Below are 13,584 nucleotides of genomic sequence, written 5' to 3' on the forward strand. Positions count from 1 at the left end.
GTGCCGGGGCGAACATCCCGGTCCTGGTCCCGCCCGGGTTCTCCGAACAAGCAGCGTGGTCGCTGCCGATCGCCCCACGCAGCGAACCACGGCTCATCGACGACCAGCGGCTGCTGATCACCACGGACAGCGGCGAGCTGAATCTCGTCGACGCCGCGACCGGCGCCGTCACATGGCGCGGCGCCCAGGCACCTCGCGCGAACGACGTCGTACACGCCTCCGAAGTGCAGGGACGCCCGGTCCTCGCCACGGGCGAGTCCTCGCTCACCCTCTGGCCGCTCGATACGGATCGGTCCCCGGTGGCTCCTGTGGAAGTCAACGTCGGCCGCAGCGCAGAGGTGACTTACCTCGGCTCACAGCCGCTAATCACCTTGCCTAACCAGACCGCGGGCCTGTTCACCGGCGACGGTCTCACGTTGACGGACGTGCCCGTCACAGCGGTCCCCATCCTGTCGGGCCGCGAAGGGATCATCGCGGCCAACGAAGAGTCGTGGTGGACGCTCACCGCCGATCAAGCGCCCGTGAAGAAGCCGCTCCCCCGGCCCGAAGGTGTCGAAGGGGCCCCGCTGCTGATCTCCGCGGCCGACGACGACACTCTCATCGTCGTGTGGTCTCAGCGACCGGCTCTCACCGTGACACTGGTCGACCTCCCGTCGAACACGATCACGCTTACCGCCCCGATGAACGCCCGGATCACCGCCCAGGACGTTCCCATCCACGCCGCCGACGCCGAAACGCTCACCCTCGGCGAAGCGTTCATCGACTACAGCGCCGCCCCACGTGCCGTCGCGCTCCCGAGCCGCATGACCCCCGTCGCCGTATCCGGCTCCACCGTCTACGGCACCGAGAGCAACGAGGCCGTCCTCGTCGACGCCAGCGCGACGACGCCGAGCTCGGAGCCGTTCACCACTCTCACCACCGGAGTATCCGAGTCGCCGCTCGCAGCGCTCACCACGACGGTCTACGTCATCAGCGAGAAGGTCGACGAGACACTCGTCTACGCCTCGACCGCAACGGAAGGAGATGCCCCATGATGAACGTCAGCATCGATACAGACGGCACGGGCGTAGTCACGCTCCCCGGCCAGAGTGTGCCCATCACCGCAGCGGACTCTGACGCCGCGCGAGCGCAAGCCGTCGAGGTGCTGGTGGCGTACACCGCCACCACCGGTCAACGGCAGTACGCCCACGCGATCGACACGGGCACCTCCCTCATGCTCACCATCGACCCAGACGGCGCCGTCACGGTCGACAGGGAGCACGCCCGCGCCCTCGCCCCCGTGGTCGAACCCGCGGTGGACGAGGAACCCGCACAGCCAATCCGCGAAACCGTCGACGAACTCCCGGCGACACCAGCAGTCCTCCCCGAGCCTGCCGCCGACACAGTGCCGGCGCCCACGCCCCACATTGATCCCGACTTCGACCTCACCAGCGGTGGTGAACGTCGCTCGCGCGTGCGCAGCGCCATGATCACCTTTGACGACGGTTCCACGGAAATCATCCGCGGCACCATCCTGCTCGGGCGCCGGCCTCCCGAGGACGCCGAAGGTGTCGACGCGACCGTCACCGTCGATGACCCCGCGCGCTCAGTGTCGAAATCCCACTGCATCCTGTCGTTCCACGACGGCACACTCTGGGTCACCGACCAGTCTTCGGCCAACGGCACCACCGTCACCGAACCCGGAAAAGACCCCATCGACCTGACCCCCGGACACGCCCGAACGGTCGTTACCGGCACGCGCCTTCAAATCGGCGATCGCTCATTCACTGTAACCATTCCGGCTCCTCGAGCAACGCGGGCGCGGTAACCGGGCGCGGGCATTTCTCCCACACCCGGTGCAGGTCTTTGCGTACCCTACGAAGACCAGCATCCCGCGTTGTCGAATCTGCGCACCCCCGCATTGAGTCGGCAAGCTCCCTCGCTTTGCCATACCCAGAATCCAGGAGCCCCGAAGTGCCAGCACCGACAGTTCCAGCTGACGCGATCGCACTGCTGGCCCGCACCGGCCCCCGCAACATCATCAACTACCTGGTGAAGCACCCCGGCAGCTACTACGGCGAGATCCGTGAAGCGACCGTCACAGCGGTGAGTTCACTCACCCGCGACCTGCGTCTGCTCGAATCCATCGGAGTCATTCGCACCGACGTAGAACAGCCAATCGGAGCCCGCCGCGGCCGCGCTCCCCGTTACACGGTCGACGTCGACCGCATCGACGCGCTCATCGGCGAGCTCCGCGCGCAGCTGCTCGGCTAAGCACCCTCCCCCGAGGGGCCACCAACGTCCGACCGGCCAGCTAATGATGGCGCTACTACCGGCGTGTCAGCGTGTTAACGGTGGCGCTACCCAATACGTTCGCCCTATGGCAGTTCGTCGACTCCCCCGAGGCACGCGCGTGGATACCGTCGCGCTCGGTTGGAAGGTTGAGAAGGCTCAGAAGGAACGCTTCGAGCGCCTTGCCGCGCACGCCGGCGTTTCCTCCGCCGTGTTCTTCGAAGCGGTCGTGGACCATCTCAACACCGAACTGACCTCTCGCGGTCTGCCCGAATGGTGGCCCGCACAAGAACTCACGGACGGGGAGTTGCCTATCGACTCGCCCTAAAGAGAAGAGGCCCGCCGAAGCGGGCCTCAAAGCTCATGTGCCTCATCTGACTTGCTTGGCGGCGGGTCCCAGATGAAGCGGTTTTCAAGAAGTACCGGTGGAACCGGGCCTTCGTCGTTCCCTGACGCTGACCAGGAGAACAATGCACACTTTAGCGCGCCCGCGCGCCCATACGCATTCTCTAAACGCAAATTCGTCCCGCGTGTCGCGGGAATCTCCCCCTGCGCGCCCCCAGGACGCCGCACAGCGCAGCAGGTCACCCAGAGGCGGCAGCTGGGCACTCCCCGCGCCCGAGGGCGTCTATGGCCCTCTGAGGGCCTGGCCCAGTGCATCCGTCTGGTTCGACGCAGTGATGGACATCCTCCGCACCCCGGAGGGTGAAGAAGCCCGTCGACGCGCGAAAGTCGCCCCCGACACGCTCCTGCGCGTCGCACACGCCGACCGCACGGCCGCAGACCAATCCACGGGCCGCGGCGTCACCACCGCACACGACACCGTGGCGGGCGTGCTCGGCATGAGCGGAAAGACCGTCCAGCGAGCCCGGCAGCTGCTCGAGGTGCTCGGCCTGGCGGTGACCGTCGCTGAGGGCCGCTACCTGACCACAACCGAGCGCGCGCAAGCCCACGCTAAGCACGGTGGCCAACAGCTCCGGGCAGCGTCCACTCGTGCCCTGACACTCCCCCGCGGCTACACGCCCCCCACCGGCAACGCCGTCGCCGGCATCGATTCCACTGCTGTGGAAAATGTCCAGCTACCCACCCGTAGGGGGGTTAAGAACTTCTCTCCCGTTGGTAAAAAATCACCAAGGCGCGCGCATCCGCGCACGCGAGAAGACGCCGCTACGCGGCGCCCAGCTTCGACAAAAACCCGGCAAAAACCGGCTTCGCAGCAACCTCGCCCGATCGACGTTCAACGTCTTGCCGCGGGCCTGTGTGCGCGGATGTCGTGGCTGGACCGTGCGACCTCGCACCTCGGCAAGCTCTGCGACGTGCTGATCGCCCACGGCCTCACAGGGCGCGGATGGACTGCTGAATCGTTACTCGACGCAATCCAGCGCGGCCGCCTTGAGCGGCGTATCCCTCTCGTCGACGTCGCATCCCAGCGTGATCCGTTCGGGTACTTCGTATGGCTGCTTCGCGCCACCGTCGACGCCGGCTCTCCCGCTCCGTTCCTGCAGCTGCAGGTTGAGAGTCGGCGGCGTGCCGAGCGTCAGGCGCTCGAAGCTGCACACGAGGCCGCACGCCGAGCCGAGATCCGCGCCAACGCGGACGAGATCGCCGCGGTGATCGCGCGCATGCGCGAGCACTTCCCCTCCCGCCCGCGCCCAAGCCGTAGGCACTTCACCCCGCCTCACTCCGCGAGGTGATCGAGCCGGCTACGCCGACCAGCTGGGGCCTGACGGCCCGTTTGTTTGCCGTGAAGCCTTCGGCGGCTCCCTCCGCTTCGCTGCGGTCGTAGCTACCTCCGGGCTCCGTTCAAGTGGCTACGCCACCGGCTCCCCCGAGACTTTCGGCACGCGGTCGCTACGCTCCCTTATTTCGCGCCGAAACTCTCTCCTCCCCCGCCCTTCGGGTTGCACTGCACCCTTCGGTTGCTAAGGCGGAAAACCGCCTTCACGGCAAAAAAACGTGGAGGAGAAAGGAAAGAGACCATGACGCTGATGGACATGATCAACGACCTGATGCACGAAGACCACGTTGCGGGTCTGCCGCAATGGACGGGGATGCCGCTGGGACAGCTGGTCACCGATTACCACCACCCCGACGAGCTCGACGCGGCCTGGCGCCGCTGGGTCGAAATCAACGGCCACTTCAACAGCGTCTTCCTGTCCAAGATGTGGCACCGCAGCTACACCGTCCGTCACATGGATATCGGCGAGCACACGTTCGACCTGTACGACGTCGACCTCCGGTGCGCTGCAGGAGCCCACGACTCGCGGAAGATTGGCGACCCTCTCGGCCCGCTCTGCCAGTGCGTCGGCAGCATCACCGCCCAGGCCATCTGCTCCCGCTGCTCCTGGCACCACATCGGCACCGAAGCCGAATGCGTCGAGGCCTGGCACGACCACGCATTCCCCGGCTGGCGCGACCTTCCCACCCTTCCCGGCAAGCTCCGCGGCGGAATGGGCCCCACCAGCATGACGCCGAAGCTCGAGGCCTGGCTCGAGGACAACTACACGCCCGCGTTCCGCGTTCCGGGCGCCCCCATCCTCACCGAACGCCCCAGCTACGGCAGCCGCCACATACCCAACTACAGCCCCTTCGGCGGATTCGACCTCTCCGCCCCCAACAAGCCCTAATAGTACTAATCCCGTTACAGATTGGATCGACCATGACGAACCTCACCCCCCGCGACGTCGAAACCCTGCTCGACGATCTCGCCCAGCTGCTCCCGTTCCCGACGACCCTCTACGTGGACATGGGCGCCGAAGAGTGGACCGCCCAGCTCTACTACGGCCCCGTCGACCCCGACAGCGAACTGCCCATCCACCGCGTCGGCATCGACGCCCACACCGTTCGCCCCGTCTGGTGGATCGACCTGGACGAAGGAAGCCGCACCATCCTGCTCGAGGAAGTCACCCCCGACGACGTATGCGCGGTCGCCGCGCGCGTCGCTGAGACACAACAACATGACTAACCCCATTAGTACTGTTTCCGTTACACGACTGGCGGGAACAGTACTAATCCCGGCAGAAGAGCATCATGGGACCCAGCGGCAGACGGAGCAGCCGCCGGCATCGGACGATCGGACGGAGCCGATCGGCAGTCAAGGCCTGTCGGCCCGTTCTTTTGCCGTGAAGCCTTCGGCAGCATACGGTCGACCACCCTGCGCGCCAGAGCTTTCGCGGCATATCCTCGCTCGCTTCGCTCCCTCCGGTATTCCACGGTCACTGGCACTACGGCCGCTCTTCCTAGCGGCGATAAATCGCCTTCACGGCAAGAAAACGATTGGGATGGGAGGATCACGAAATGGACAAGCTCACGGTCTACACGACGGGCCCCAGCTGCGGAAAGTGCTCGATGACCAAGATGATGCTGAAAGGCAAAGGCATCCCATTCGTCGAGGTCGACATCACTCAGAACCCGGCCGCACACGAGTACGTGACGGAAGAGCTCGGCTACAGCATGGCCCCGGTTGTCGTCGTGGACGACGACGATCACTGGTGCGACATGCGCCCCGACCAGATCGACCGGATCGCCGCGAAGTTCGCCGCGTGACCCCCAGCCAAAACAGTACTAATCCCGTTACCACTAACCGAAAACACCCCTAATAGTACTAATAGGGGTACAGGCGCAAAGCGCACGACCGAAGGAGACACCATGGAGAAGATCGCCGTTACCCGCCTCGCAGACCTTCGCGCAGGGGACCGCCTCGTAAGCCTGGACGGCCGCGCATATATTCCGGTGCGGATCGTTGCGCAGGGGCTCGGGTGCATCGGCGCAGGAACCGTTCAAGGTGTGCGCCTGGTGAACCCGTTCCCAAGTAGCGACGTCGAGCACGTGTTCTACCCGTCGCAGATGGACGGGCACCGCATCGAGGTTGAGCGCAGCAACTAACCCTAATACCCCTAACAGTACTAATCCCGTTACTATGGAGTGAGATCCGAGACTCGCAGGGGTGCGCCGCCACGGCAAAGCGCACCCCTAAGAGTACTATTACCGTTACAAGGAAGGTGCCTCACATGACTCTTCGCATCCTCGCCGTCGTCGGGCAGAAGGGCGGCGTCGGTAAGACGACGACCGTCATGAACCTCGCCGCAGTGCTGTCAGATCATGCCCGCGTACTCGTCGTCGACGTCGACCCGCAGCGCAGCGCAACCGACTGGGCGGAGGCGGGAGGGGACAATGTGCCCTTCGACTTCGCTACCGAGTCAGACCCCCAAGTCCTCGCCGGTCTACGGCGCACCAACGAGTACGACGTGATCGTCGTCGACACCCCGGGAAGCTTGCGGGACACCGACGTTCTCGGCGCGGTCCTCGACAACAGCGATTTCGTCATCCTGCCCATGGAACCCGCGACCATGAGCGTGAAGCCCGCAGTTCGCGTCATTCGCCAGCTGATCGAGCCGCGGAACCTGCCCTACCGAGTCCTGGTGAGCCGTGTGAAGCGCGATCCCTCCGCGGTGCGCCGCAAAGACGACGCGCTCGAACTCCTCGACGAGATGCACCTCCCACGCTTCCGCAGCGTCATCCGCGAATACGTCATGCACACGGACGCACCGCTGACCGGGGAAGTGGTCACCACCTACCCCCGCAGCCGAGCCACCGCCAACGCCATCGACGACTACAAAGACCTCGCCCTGGAGCTCACGAGCCTCTGGGCCAACGGAAAGAGATAGGGGATCTCCCATGGCACGCAAAACCCTCTCCTCCCTCGTCGGGCGCCTCGAGGACGATCAGCCCGCTGAGACCCCACAGCCGGCGCCCGCCGCCGCCCCCGTGGAGAAGACCGCCGAGGCGGCCCCCGCGGCCGAGGCACCCGCGCCGAAGAAGCGCACCAAGTACCCGCCGAAGGTGTCGTTCTACCAGGAGCTTGAAGACACCGACCGCATCCGCGGTGCAATCCTGCACACGTTCGCACAAGAAGGGTTCCGCAACCTCTCGCAATTCCTCAACGCTGCCGCGATGAAAGAGGTCGAGCGCCTCGAGGCCAAGTACAACGACGGCAAGCCGTTCCCGCCCGTCAAGGCCCGCGAACTGCCCCAGGGGCGCCCAATGGGGGTATGACGTGAGCGCTCGAGCGCGGCGCGGCTGGGCGCTGGCCGGGATCATCCTCGCAAGCGGGGGTGTCGGATACGGCCTTCGCAGCGCCTTCCCGCCCTACCCAGCGCTGACCACACCCGTTGTCATCGACGAAGCTCTCTGGCGCGCGATTCTGAGCGGGCCCCCGATGGCCGGCGTCTTCGCTGTCATCGCCGCCGTCATCGCCTTCACTCCCGCCATCCGCTCAACCAAAATCGCCCGCGAGAACGCCGCGCGCGAACAGTGGTGGAACCGCGCGCAATGGGCCCTAGGGCTGGCCGCATCCGATGACCAGGAAGACCGCGAGGTCGCAAACGACGCCCTCCAGGCCCTGCTCGAGGACGCGACCCCCACCGAAGGCAAGATGATCTACCGCACGATCAAGAACCTTCAACGCCCAGCCGCCGTAGACACGCCCGCAATCGCGACGGAAAATAGACCGAGAAGGAAGGTGATCAGATGGCTCGGCATTCCCGCTCGTCCTTCACCGGACGCTTCGTGACATCGCACAAGGGCAGCCTCCAGCGCCGCATCGCGGCAGGCGAGGCCGACCCGATCAGCGATCGCGAGCGCGCACAGCTTCAAGAGATCCGCCAGACCTACATCCGCAGATTCGGCGTCGACCCCGAGGCCCAGACGGTCTCCAAGACCGCCTGACACGCGCTGAGAAGGGACCGTGCCCACGGGGCCGGTCCCTTCCTTCGTTCTCGAGCATCACCACATCAGCCGCTCGCACCGGATACATGCCGATCTTGCGCAAGGGAGAGCACGGTCCAGGGTGCGGCAACGCCGCATCGCATCGCGACGCGCAGCGCCCTTGACGGTGATCGACCGCGTGCCACGATCCCAGCATCCGGGGGAGGGGTGAATCACTTTCCGGACTCGCTCCCGGGGGCGCGCCCGAAGATGACTTACGGTCCATCTAGACATTTGTCTCATGGAGTCCGTCTTCGTTCTCAAAGGAGAAACGTCATGCCCCGACAGCGTCCGCAACCGCGGCCTTCCCTGATAAGTGAGCGTCCCGCCAGTTCCGACAACGCCCCTCACGCGGGGAGCTCGCCCCGTCGCCGGTCAACGCTGGCTGGTGGGAGCATTTTCGATCCCCCGTTTATGCCAACGGCACACGGGGACATTCCTGTGGCCGAAGGTGATGAGGGCCGAGCGCGATAGTCCTCACTTCCGGTTGCTCGTCGAGGGACCGGTGTGCTTGACGTACTCCGCCCAGGTGCATTCCACTGCGAGCTTCATCCCGTCCTCGGGAAAATAGCCGATTAGTTGCCGCTGAGCCGGATCGTCGTGAAACGTCACCGAGCGCAGCAGCTTCCGCCCCTGCACCTCGACCACGCGCACAATCGCGATTCGTCTGCTGCGGTCGAAGACGAGCCACACCCCCGGCTCGGGGGAGCGCTGCAGCTGAGACATCGGAGACCAAACCTGTACCACGCGCGGCCCTCACGCCCCGTTGACGGTCATGAGCCGTTGATCCCGCCACCGGCAGCATGGACCACGGCGGCGGCATGATGAGCGAAGACGACATGCAATCGCTCAAGCAGGCCACCGGAACCGACGCCGCCCGGCTGTTCCTCCAGCAGATGATCGAGCACCACCGCGGTGCCATCGACATGGCCCTGGAAGAAGCGACCAACGGCCAGAACAGCGACGCCGTCGCACTCGCCAACACCATCATCGAGGCGCAGACCTCCGAGATCGCCACGATGGAGGAGCTTCTCGCCACTCTCTGATCCCGCCCGGGGTGGGGCGCGGAAAGCCCACCGCGCCCCACCACCTGATCAGACGAAACGCACCCTGTGGCGCGACTACAACTACCACCGCGCGCCGGTCTCCGGCCCCGCGCCTTGTCCTTCACCACCCTCACCGCAATCGTCGCGCTTGCTCTGTGGGCGAGCATTCGGGTGGCCCACTGATCCGGCGAGAATGAGCATGGTTCCCAGTTGGATGCAGACGTGACGGACACGGCATTTGACGATATCATCGCTATGTGGCGATGAATAAAGAGGGTGGTCTACTCGATCCTGACGCGACCGCTGTGTACGCGCACCTATTCGACGCGCTTGGGGACCCCACGCGATTGGCGGTTCTCCAGCATCTGGCGTCCGGCGAGCATCGCGTCCGGGATCTCGTCCAGCACCTCGGATTGGCGCAATCAACCGTAAGTAAGCACCTCAGCTTCCTGCGGGACTGCCGACTAGTCACTGTTCGCTCGGAGGGTCGGGCTTCCTGGTTCGATCTTGCGCAACCTGTGGCGACTGCGGCTCTCATTAACGCCGCCGAACTCCTGCTGAGAGACACCGGCACGCGTGTCACGCTATGCGCTCACCTTCATCAGCCTGGTGAAGACTTCGCCCTTGGAACGGACGCGGCCTGATGGGCGCCGGTCACACGCACGCACCGTCTACCGGCGCGGCCGGGCATCCGACCGACCATCGGGCGCGTCTCTGGATTGCGTTTGCAATCACCGCGGCAATCGCCGTGACTCAAGCGGTTGGATCCTTCTTTACCGGCAGTCTTGCCCTCCTCACGGACACGGCCCACGCACTCACTGACGCATCCGGACTTCTCGTTGCACTCATCGCCGCGACGCTGGTGCTGCGGCCGGCTAGTGCGCGACGCACGTGGGGGTTCCGTCGCATCGAAGTTATCGCTGCCTTCGGGCAAGCGGCTCTGTTGATGGCGGTAGGGGGTTACACAGCCATCGAGGGGGTACGCCGGCTCTTCGAGCCCCCGGAGGTGCCAGCTGCGGAACTGCTGGGTTTTGGAGTCGTTGGGTTAGTCGCGAACGTCATCGCCATCTTCGTGCTGTCTTCCAGTCGCGGAGCTAACTTCAACATGCGGGCAGCGTATCTGGAAGTGCTGAATGACGCGCTGGGATCACTGGGGGTTATCGTCGCGGCTGTCGTCATCTGGACGACGGGTTTCTTTCAAGCGGACGCCATCGCCGGTCTTTTCATCGCCGCTCTCATCGTGCCGCGTGCGTTCAAGTTGCTACGCGAGACGTCGTCGGTGTTGATGGAGTTCACCCCCGACGGTTTGGACTTGGACGATGTGAGATCTCACATTCTCCAACTCGACCACGTCATAGACGTCCATGACCTACACGCCTCGACAGTCGCCACCGGCCTGCCGACAATCAGCGCGCATGTCGTGGTTGAAGACGAATGCTTCACGGACGGACACGCAGCCGCTGTCCTTAAGGACGTCAGAGCATGTGTGGCTCAACACTTCGAGGTGTCCGTGCTGCACTCCACCTTCCAGATTGAGACAGCCGACCTGCAAGATTCGGAACCCGGGGATGTCCGTCACGCTTAATCGCGGGCGCCGAACCGCTCGAACGGGCGTGTTCGCAGCCCGATCGCATATCGGCACACCGTCGGCCGTTCCCAGCCATTCGCCCAGAACCTCTCCGTACACTGGCTGCTGATGTATACCGACGCTCACGCCCGGCGCTCAGCGCTGGCGAAAGAGCACGGAGCGATAACGCGACTCATTACCATCATCGCCCTCGGGGCCCTCCTGCTGCTCGGAGTCGTGGCCCTCAACCATGGCGACAACGCCCCGGTAAGCGGTGTGGTCGCGACGGCATCTGACACTGCGCCGCACGACCCGGCCGCACCCGTCGCTACCTCTATCGTCGAGGCGAGCGTGTACGACGTATCGCCCGGAATGGCGCTGTGCGTTCTCGGCGTCGTCTGCGGATTCGTGCTGTACCTCGTTGTTCATCTCCTGGTGCGCCGCGGACCGGCTGGGATCACACTCGTCTGGCGCGCCCTCCCGCCGTCTTTGATCCACCCGGTGTCCGGCAGGCCTGAGGGCCACGCCCTCACAATCGCGCAACTGGGTATCTCTAGAACCTGACATCGGCACGTCGCCCCCGCGGCGACACTCATCCCGGGCAACCCGGGCTTTTCTTGTGCCGTCAAGTGTTGGAGTACCCATGAAAATCAACTGGAAGGCGACGGTCATTACCGCCGCCGTCGCCGTCGCGGTCGTCGCGGGGGCTGTCATCTATGTCCTAGTCGATCAGAACAACACCCGCGTTGCCGCCGAGGAACGGGGAGGAGGGTCGATAGCGGTTGTTAGAGACGACTCCCACGTCCTCGACGACGCCGGCGACGGCGCCATCACCATCGTGGAGTTCTTGGACTTCGAGTGCGAAGCCTGCGGCGCCTACTACCCCGTCGTCGAAGAGCTTCGTGTGAAGTATGAGGGACAGATCAACTACGTCGTTCGCTACTTCCCCCTTCCCGGCCACATCAACTCCGAAAACTCAGCGGTCGCTGCGGAGGCCGCGGCAGCCCAGGGACGCTTCGAAGACATGTACAACCGTCTCTTTGAGACGCAAGCACAGTGGGGGGAGTCTCAGCAAAGCCAAGCGGAGCTGTTCCGCTCGTACGCGACCGAGTTGGGCTTGGATATGACGGCCTACGACGAAGCTGTCGCCGACCCTGCCACTCTCGAGCGCGTTCGATCCGACCTCGACGACGGACGCGCCCTCGGCGTGGACCGAACCCCTACGTTCTTCGTCGACGGCGAACCTCTTGTCATTGAACGATGGAACGACCTTGAAAGTGCCATCACCACCCGCTTGGACGGCACCCCCTAGTGGCGGGCCTGTCACACCGACGAGTCATCATCGTGGGCGCAGGGCAGGCTGGATTGGCAACTGCAGCGGCACTGATCGCTCGCGGCATGGAACCGCAGCGTGACTTCGTGGTCATCGACAGTTCCGCGCGGGGACAACGCACGTGGAGTGCGCGCTGGCCTTCTATGCGGTTGCTCAGCAATGCTGAGCACTCCAGCTTCCCCCGCAGACCACTGGAGGGTGACCCGTATCGGTACCCCACCCCGGGAGACATCGAAGGCTATCTACACAGATTCGAAGCGGAGCTCGGGGTAAACCCCGTCTGGGGTGTCCAGGCCCTCGCCGTGACTCGCCACGGCAACGGCCCAACCCTGCTCTTGAGCACCACGGTTGGCGAAGTGCAGACCCGCAACGTCGTGTGCGCTACCGGCGCCGCAGCACGTCCCCGATTTCCGAAATGGGCCGCGGACGCCGAAGTCGAAGGAGTACAGATGCACACCAACGCCTACAGAACACCCGAGCAGATTCCGCGAGGCCGGGTACTTATTGTCGGCGGTGGTATCGCCGGGACGGAAGTTGCTTCCGACCTCGCGAAGTCGCACGACGTCACTCTGGCGGTCCGCACCCGACGGGCTGAAGCGCATCCGCGGCAATTCCCCACCCAGCCGCGCGTCTCACCGTGGCGGCGCGTGAAGATCGCCCCAGAACCCCTCTACGACGCACTCCGAGATAAAGGCGTCTCCATTCGAGCCGAGACGATTGGGGTGGACGGGGCCAAGTTCGCCTTCGCGGATGGCTACCGGCAGGCCTACCAGTCAGTCGTGTTCGCCACCGGGTACGAAGCGGGCGACGAGTGGTTGCCCACGCAGCCGCAGCTTCAGCGACGCATCCCCACCGCGACGACGCTACCCGGTCTGTTCGTTGCCGGAATCCCCGTGCACAGCCAGGCCAGAGCTAACACCCTTCCCGGGGTATGGACGGACGCGGCTCGTATTGCCCGATTCATCTACGCCCGACCTTGAAAAGACCAATGAGATTCTTCCTCGTATCCAGACCTCGCCATCGCGCAACGCAGGTCACGGTGACGCTGTGCGCCACTGTCGCTCTTAGCGCCGCCCTCATCGTTGCAGGACCCGCCGCGCCGACCTTTGCTGTCGTGGCCCCGGCGCTGAGCTCGGCCATGGATGTCAGCTTCACCACTGCGCCTCTGAGCGTCGAACGTTCAGGAACCACCGTAACGAGCTCCGAGACTCCATCACCTGGGCACCAGACCCATCCTCATTCCACGGCCACCCCACGCGCGGACGGTCGAGGAGTGCCCACCGGCGGTGGCGAGGTCGCTCCCGTGCTGGGAGTCTCCGCGGTGGCGATGATTCTCGGCGGAGCGCTGGTCACGCTTCTGGTCACAGCGCGGCGAACCCGCCACCTCCGGAAGGGCCAAGAAGGTGACCGCTGAGAAGACGCGGCCGTTCGCCGTCGCCTGCATGGTGGCAGCGGCCGCGGTGTTGATAGACCAGTTCAGTAAAGCCATCGCCCTGACTGCGCTTGCCGACGGGAGACGGGTGCCCATTATTGGGGACGCATTCGGTCTGCAACTCGCCTTCAACCCCGGCGCGGTGCTGGGAACGGGCTCGGGCATGACC

At 64.9% G+C, this 13,584-nt stretch carries 21 protein-coding genes; 20 read left to right on the forward strand and 1 reads right to left on the reverse strand.

The genetic code is table 11. The features are described from left to right. The 13 genes from DBR36_RS18030 to DBR36_RS17550 form a co-directional block, all read left to right on the forward strand. Positions 1 to 1,034: hypothetical protein (locus tag DBR36_RS18030; RefSeq protein ID WP_219927610.1), on the forward strand; the 1,034-nt coding region annotated here is incomplete at its 5' end. Further along, positions 1,031 to 1,807 (forward strand): FHA domain-containing protein, encoded by a 777-nt coding sequence (locus tag DBR36_RS03790; protein WP_076677893.1) that lies wholly within the window; start codon positions 1,031 to 1,033, stop codon positions 1,805 to 1,807. The genes DBR36_RS18030 and DBR36_RS03790, both read left to right, overlap by 4 nt. Positions 1,808 to 1,953: 146 nt before the next feature. After that, positions 1,954 to 2,253 carry a hypothetical protein gene (locus tag DBR36_RS03795; protein WP_076677891.1) on the forward strand — a complete coding sequence of 100 codons (300 nt, stop codon included), beginning with the start codon at positions 1,954 to 1,956 and terminating at the stop codon, positions 2,251 to 2,253. 139 nt (positions 2,254 to 2,392) lie between these two features. Beyond that, on the forward strand, positions 2,393 to 2,599 hold the full coding sequence (locus DBR36_RS03800; protein WP_256334332.1) for a hypothetical protein: 207 nt from the start codon (positions 2,393 to 2,395) through the stop codon (positions 2,597 to 2,599). A 349-nt stretch (positions 2,600 to 2,948) separates the two neighbouring features. Beyond that, a complete protein-coding gene (locus DBR36_RS17255) occupies positions 2,949 to 3,965 on the forward strand; it encodes a hypothetical protein (RefSeq protein ID WP_143016385.1) in 1,017 nt (338 codons plus the stop codon). A 285-nt stretch (positions 3,966 to 4,250) separates the two neighbouring features. Beyond that, positions 4,251 to 4,898 (forward strand): DUF6349 family protein, encoded by a 648-nt coding sequence (locus DBR36_RS03810; RefSeq protein ID WP_076677885.1) that lies wholly within the window; start codon positions 4,251 to 4,253, stop codon positions 4,896 to 4,898. Positions 4,899 to 4,930: 32 nt separating this feature from the next. Beyond that, positions 4,931 to 5,236 carry a hypothetical protein gene (locus DBR36_RS03815; RefSeq protein WP_076677883.1) on the forward strand — a complete coding sequence of 102 codons (306 nt, stop codon included), beginning with the start codon at positions 4,931 to 4,933 and terminating at the stop codon, positions 5,234 to 5,236. Positions 5,237 to 5,568: 332 nt separating this feature from the next. After that, positions 5,569 to 5,817 carry a glutaredoxin domain-containing protein gene (locus DBR36_RS03820; RefSeq protein WP_076677881.1) on the forward strand — a complete coding sequence of 83 codons (249 nt, stop codon included), beginning with the start codon at positions 5,569 to 5,571 and terminating at the stop codon, positions 5,815 to 5,817. 102 nt (positions 5,818 to 5,919) lie between these two features. After that, entirely contained in the window at positions 5,920 to 6,156 is a 237-nt protein-coding gene (locus DBR36_RS03825) for a hypothetical protein (protein ID WP_076677879.1), read from the forward strand. A 125-nt stretch (positions 6,157 to 6,281) separates the two neighbouring features. Continuing rightward, on the forward strand, positions 6,282 to 6,938 hold the full coding sequence (locus tag DBR36_RS03830; protein WP_076677877.1) for a ParA family protein: 657 nt from the start codon (positions 6,282 to 6,284) through the stop codon (positions 6,936 to 6,938). A 10-nt stretch (positions 6,939 to 6,948) separates the two neighbouring features. Further along, on the forward strand, positions 6,949 to 7,326 hold the full coding sequence (locus DBR36_RS03835) for a hypothetical protein (RefSeq protein ID WP_076677875.1): 378 nt from the start codon (positions 6,949 to 6,951) through the stop codon (positions 7,324 to 7,326). A 1-nt stretch (position 7,327) separates the two neighbouring features. Continuing rightward, positions 7,328 to 7,843 carry a hypothetical protein gene (locus DBR36_RS03840; protein ID WP_076677873.1) on the forward strand — a complete coding sequence of 172 codons (516 nt, stop codon included), beginning with the start codon at positions 7,328 to 7,330 and terminating at the stop codon, positions 7,841 to 7,843. After that, a complete protein-coding gene (locus DBR36_RS17550; protein ID WP_164878236.1) occupies positions 7,840 to 7,998 on the forward strand; it encodes a hypothetical protein in 159 nt (52 codons plus the stop codon). The genes DBR36_RS03840 and DBR36_RS17550 overlap by 4 nt, the downstream gene beginning before the upstream one ends. 516 nt (positions 7,999 to 8,514) lie before the next feature. Here the strand turns inward: DBR36_RS17550 and DBR36_RS03845 are convergent. Beyond that, a complete protein-coding gene (locus tag DBR36_RS03845) occupies positions 8,515 to 8,763 on the reverse strand; it encodes a hypothetical protein (RefSeq protein ID WP_076677871.1) in 249 nt (82 codons plus the stop codon). A gap of 77 nt (positions 8,764 to 8,840) precedes the next feature. On the opposite strand from DBR36_RS03845, the gene DBR36_RS03850 reads away from it, so the two are divergent. The 7 genes from DBR36_RS03850 to DBR36_RS03880 all read left to right on the forward strand — a co-directional run. Beyond that, positions 8,841 to 9,083: a DUF305 domain-containing protein gene (locus tag DBR36_RS03850; protein ID WP_083709110.1), complete on the forward strand. Its 243-nt coding sequence runs from the start codon at positions 8,841 to 8,843 to the stop codon at positions 9,081 to 9,083. Between the two features lie 263 nt (positions 9,084 to 9,346). Then, positions 9,347 to 9,727 (forward strand): helix-turn-helix transcriptional regulator, encoded by a 381-nt coding sequence (locus DBR36_RS03855; protein ID WP_083709113.1) that lies wholly within the window; start codon positions 9,347 to 9,349, stop codon positions 9,725 to 9,727. Continuing rightward, positions 9,727 to 10,668 (forward strand): cation diffusion facilitator family transporter, encoded by a 942-nt coding sequence (locus tag DBR36_RS03860; protein WP_076677867.1) that lies wholly within the window; start codon positions 9,727 to 9,729, stop codon positions 10,666 to 10,668. The genes DBR36_RS03855 and DBR36_RS03860 overlap by 1 nt, the downstream gene beginning before the upstream one ends. Positions 10,669 to 10,779: 111 nt before the next feature. Next, complete coding sequence (locus DBR36_RS03865; protein WP_076677865.1) at positions 10,780 to 11,214, forward strand: hypothetical protein; 435 nt, start codon at positions 10,780 to 10,782, stop codon at positions 11,212 to 11,214. A gap of 79 nt (positions 11,215 to 11,293) precedes the next feature. Continuing rightward, the gene (locus DBR36_RS03870; RefSeq protein ID WP_076677862.1) at positions 11,294 to 11,962 is read left to right on the forward strand and encodes a thioredoxin domain-containing protein; all 669 of its coding nucleotides are present in this window, start codon (positions 11,294 to 11,296) and stop codon (positions 11,960 to 11,962) included. A gap of 32 nt (positions 11,963 to 11,994) precedes the next feature. After that, positions 11,995 to 12,963 (forward strand): NAD(P)-binding domain-containing protein, encoded by a 969-nt coding sequence (locus tag DBR36_RS03875; protein WP_239278268.1) that lies wholly within the window; start codon positions 11,995 to 11,997, stop codon positions 12,961 to 12,963. A gap of 423 nt (positions 12,964 to 13,386) precedes the next feature. Then, a partial coding sequence (locus DBR36_RS03880; RefSeq protein ID WP_375136052.1) for a signal peptidase II occupies positions 13,387 to 13,584 on the forward strand: 198 nt, incomplete at its 3' end.

This window comes from Microbacterium sp. HMWF026, from assembly GCF_003061325.1.
Classification (GTDB): domain Bacteria; phylum Actinomycetota; class Actinomycetes; order Actinomycetales; family Microbacteriaceae; genus Microbacterium; species Microbacterium testaceum_E.

What these genes read in the sequence shown, in the direction of transcription:
- DBR36_RS03790 (WP_076677893.1), top strand. Translation starts at nt 1,031, where the DNA reads ATGATGAACGTCAGCATCGATACAGACGGCACGGGCGTAGTCACGCTC.
- DBR36_RS03810 (WP_076677885.1), top strand. Translation starts at nt 4,251, where the DNA reads ATGACGCTGATGGACATGATCAACGACCTGATGCACGAAGACCACGTT.
- DBR36_RS03815 (WP_076677883.1), top strand. Translation starts at nt 4,931, where the DNA reads ATGACGAACCTCACCCCCCGCGACGTCGAAACCCTGCTCGACGATCTC.
- DBR36_RS03820 (WP_076677881.1), top strand. Translation starts at nt 5,569, where the DNA reads ATGGACAAGCTCACGGTCTACACGACGGGCCCCAGCTGCGGAAAGTGC.
- DBR36_RS03825 (WP_076677879.1), top strand. Translation starts at nt 5,920, where the DNA reads ATGGAGAAGATCGCCGTTACCCGCCTCGCAGACCTTCGCGCAGGGGAC.
- DBR36_RS03830 (WP_076677877.1), top strand. Translation starts at nt 6,282, where the DNA reads ATGACTCTTCGCATCCTCGCCGTCGTCGGGCAGAAGGGCGGCGTCGGT.
- DBR36_RS03835 (WP_076677875.1), top strand. Translation starts at nt 6,949, where the DNA reads ATGGCACGCAAAACCCTCTCCTCCCTCGTCGGGCGCCTCGAGGACGAT.
- DBR36_RS03845 (WP_076677871.1), bottom strand. Translation starts at nt 8,763, where the DNA reads ATGTCTCAGCTGCAGCGCTCCCCCGAGCCGGGGGTGTGGCTCGTCTTC.
- DBR36_RS03850 (WP_083709110.1), top strand. Translation starts at nt 8,841, where the DNA reads ATGGACCACGGCGGCGGCATGATGAGCGAAGACGACATGCAATCGCTC.
- DBR36_RS03855 (WP_083709113.1), top strand. Translation starts at nt 9,347, where the DNA reads ATGAATAAAGAGGGTGGTCTACTCGATCCTGACGCGACCGCTGTGTAC.
- DBR36_RS03860 (WP_076677867.1), top strand. Translation starts at nt 9,727, where the DNA reads ATGGGCGCCGGTCACACGCACGCACCGTCTACCGGCGCGGCCGGGCAT.
- DBR36_RS03865 (WP_076677865.1), top strand. Translation starts at nt 10,780, where the DNA reads ATGTATACCGACGCTCACGCCCGGCGCTCAGCGCTGGCGAAAGAGCAC.
- DBR36_RS03870 (WP_076677862.1), top strand. Translation starts at nt 11,294, where the DNA reads ATGAAAATCAACTGGAAGGCGACGGTCATTACCGCCGCCGTCGCCGTC.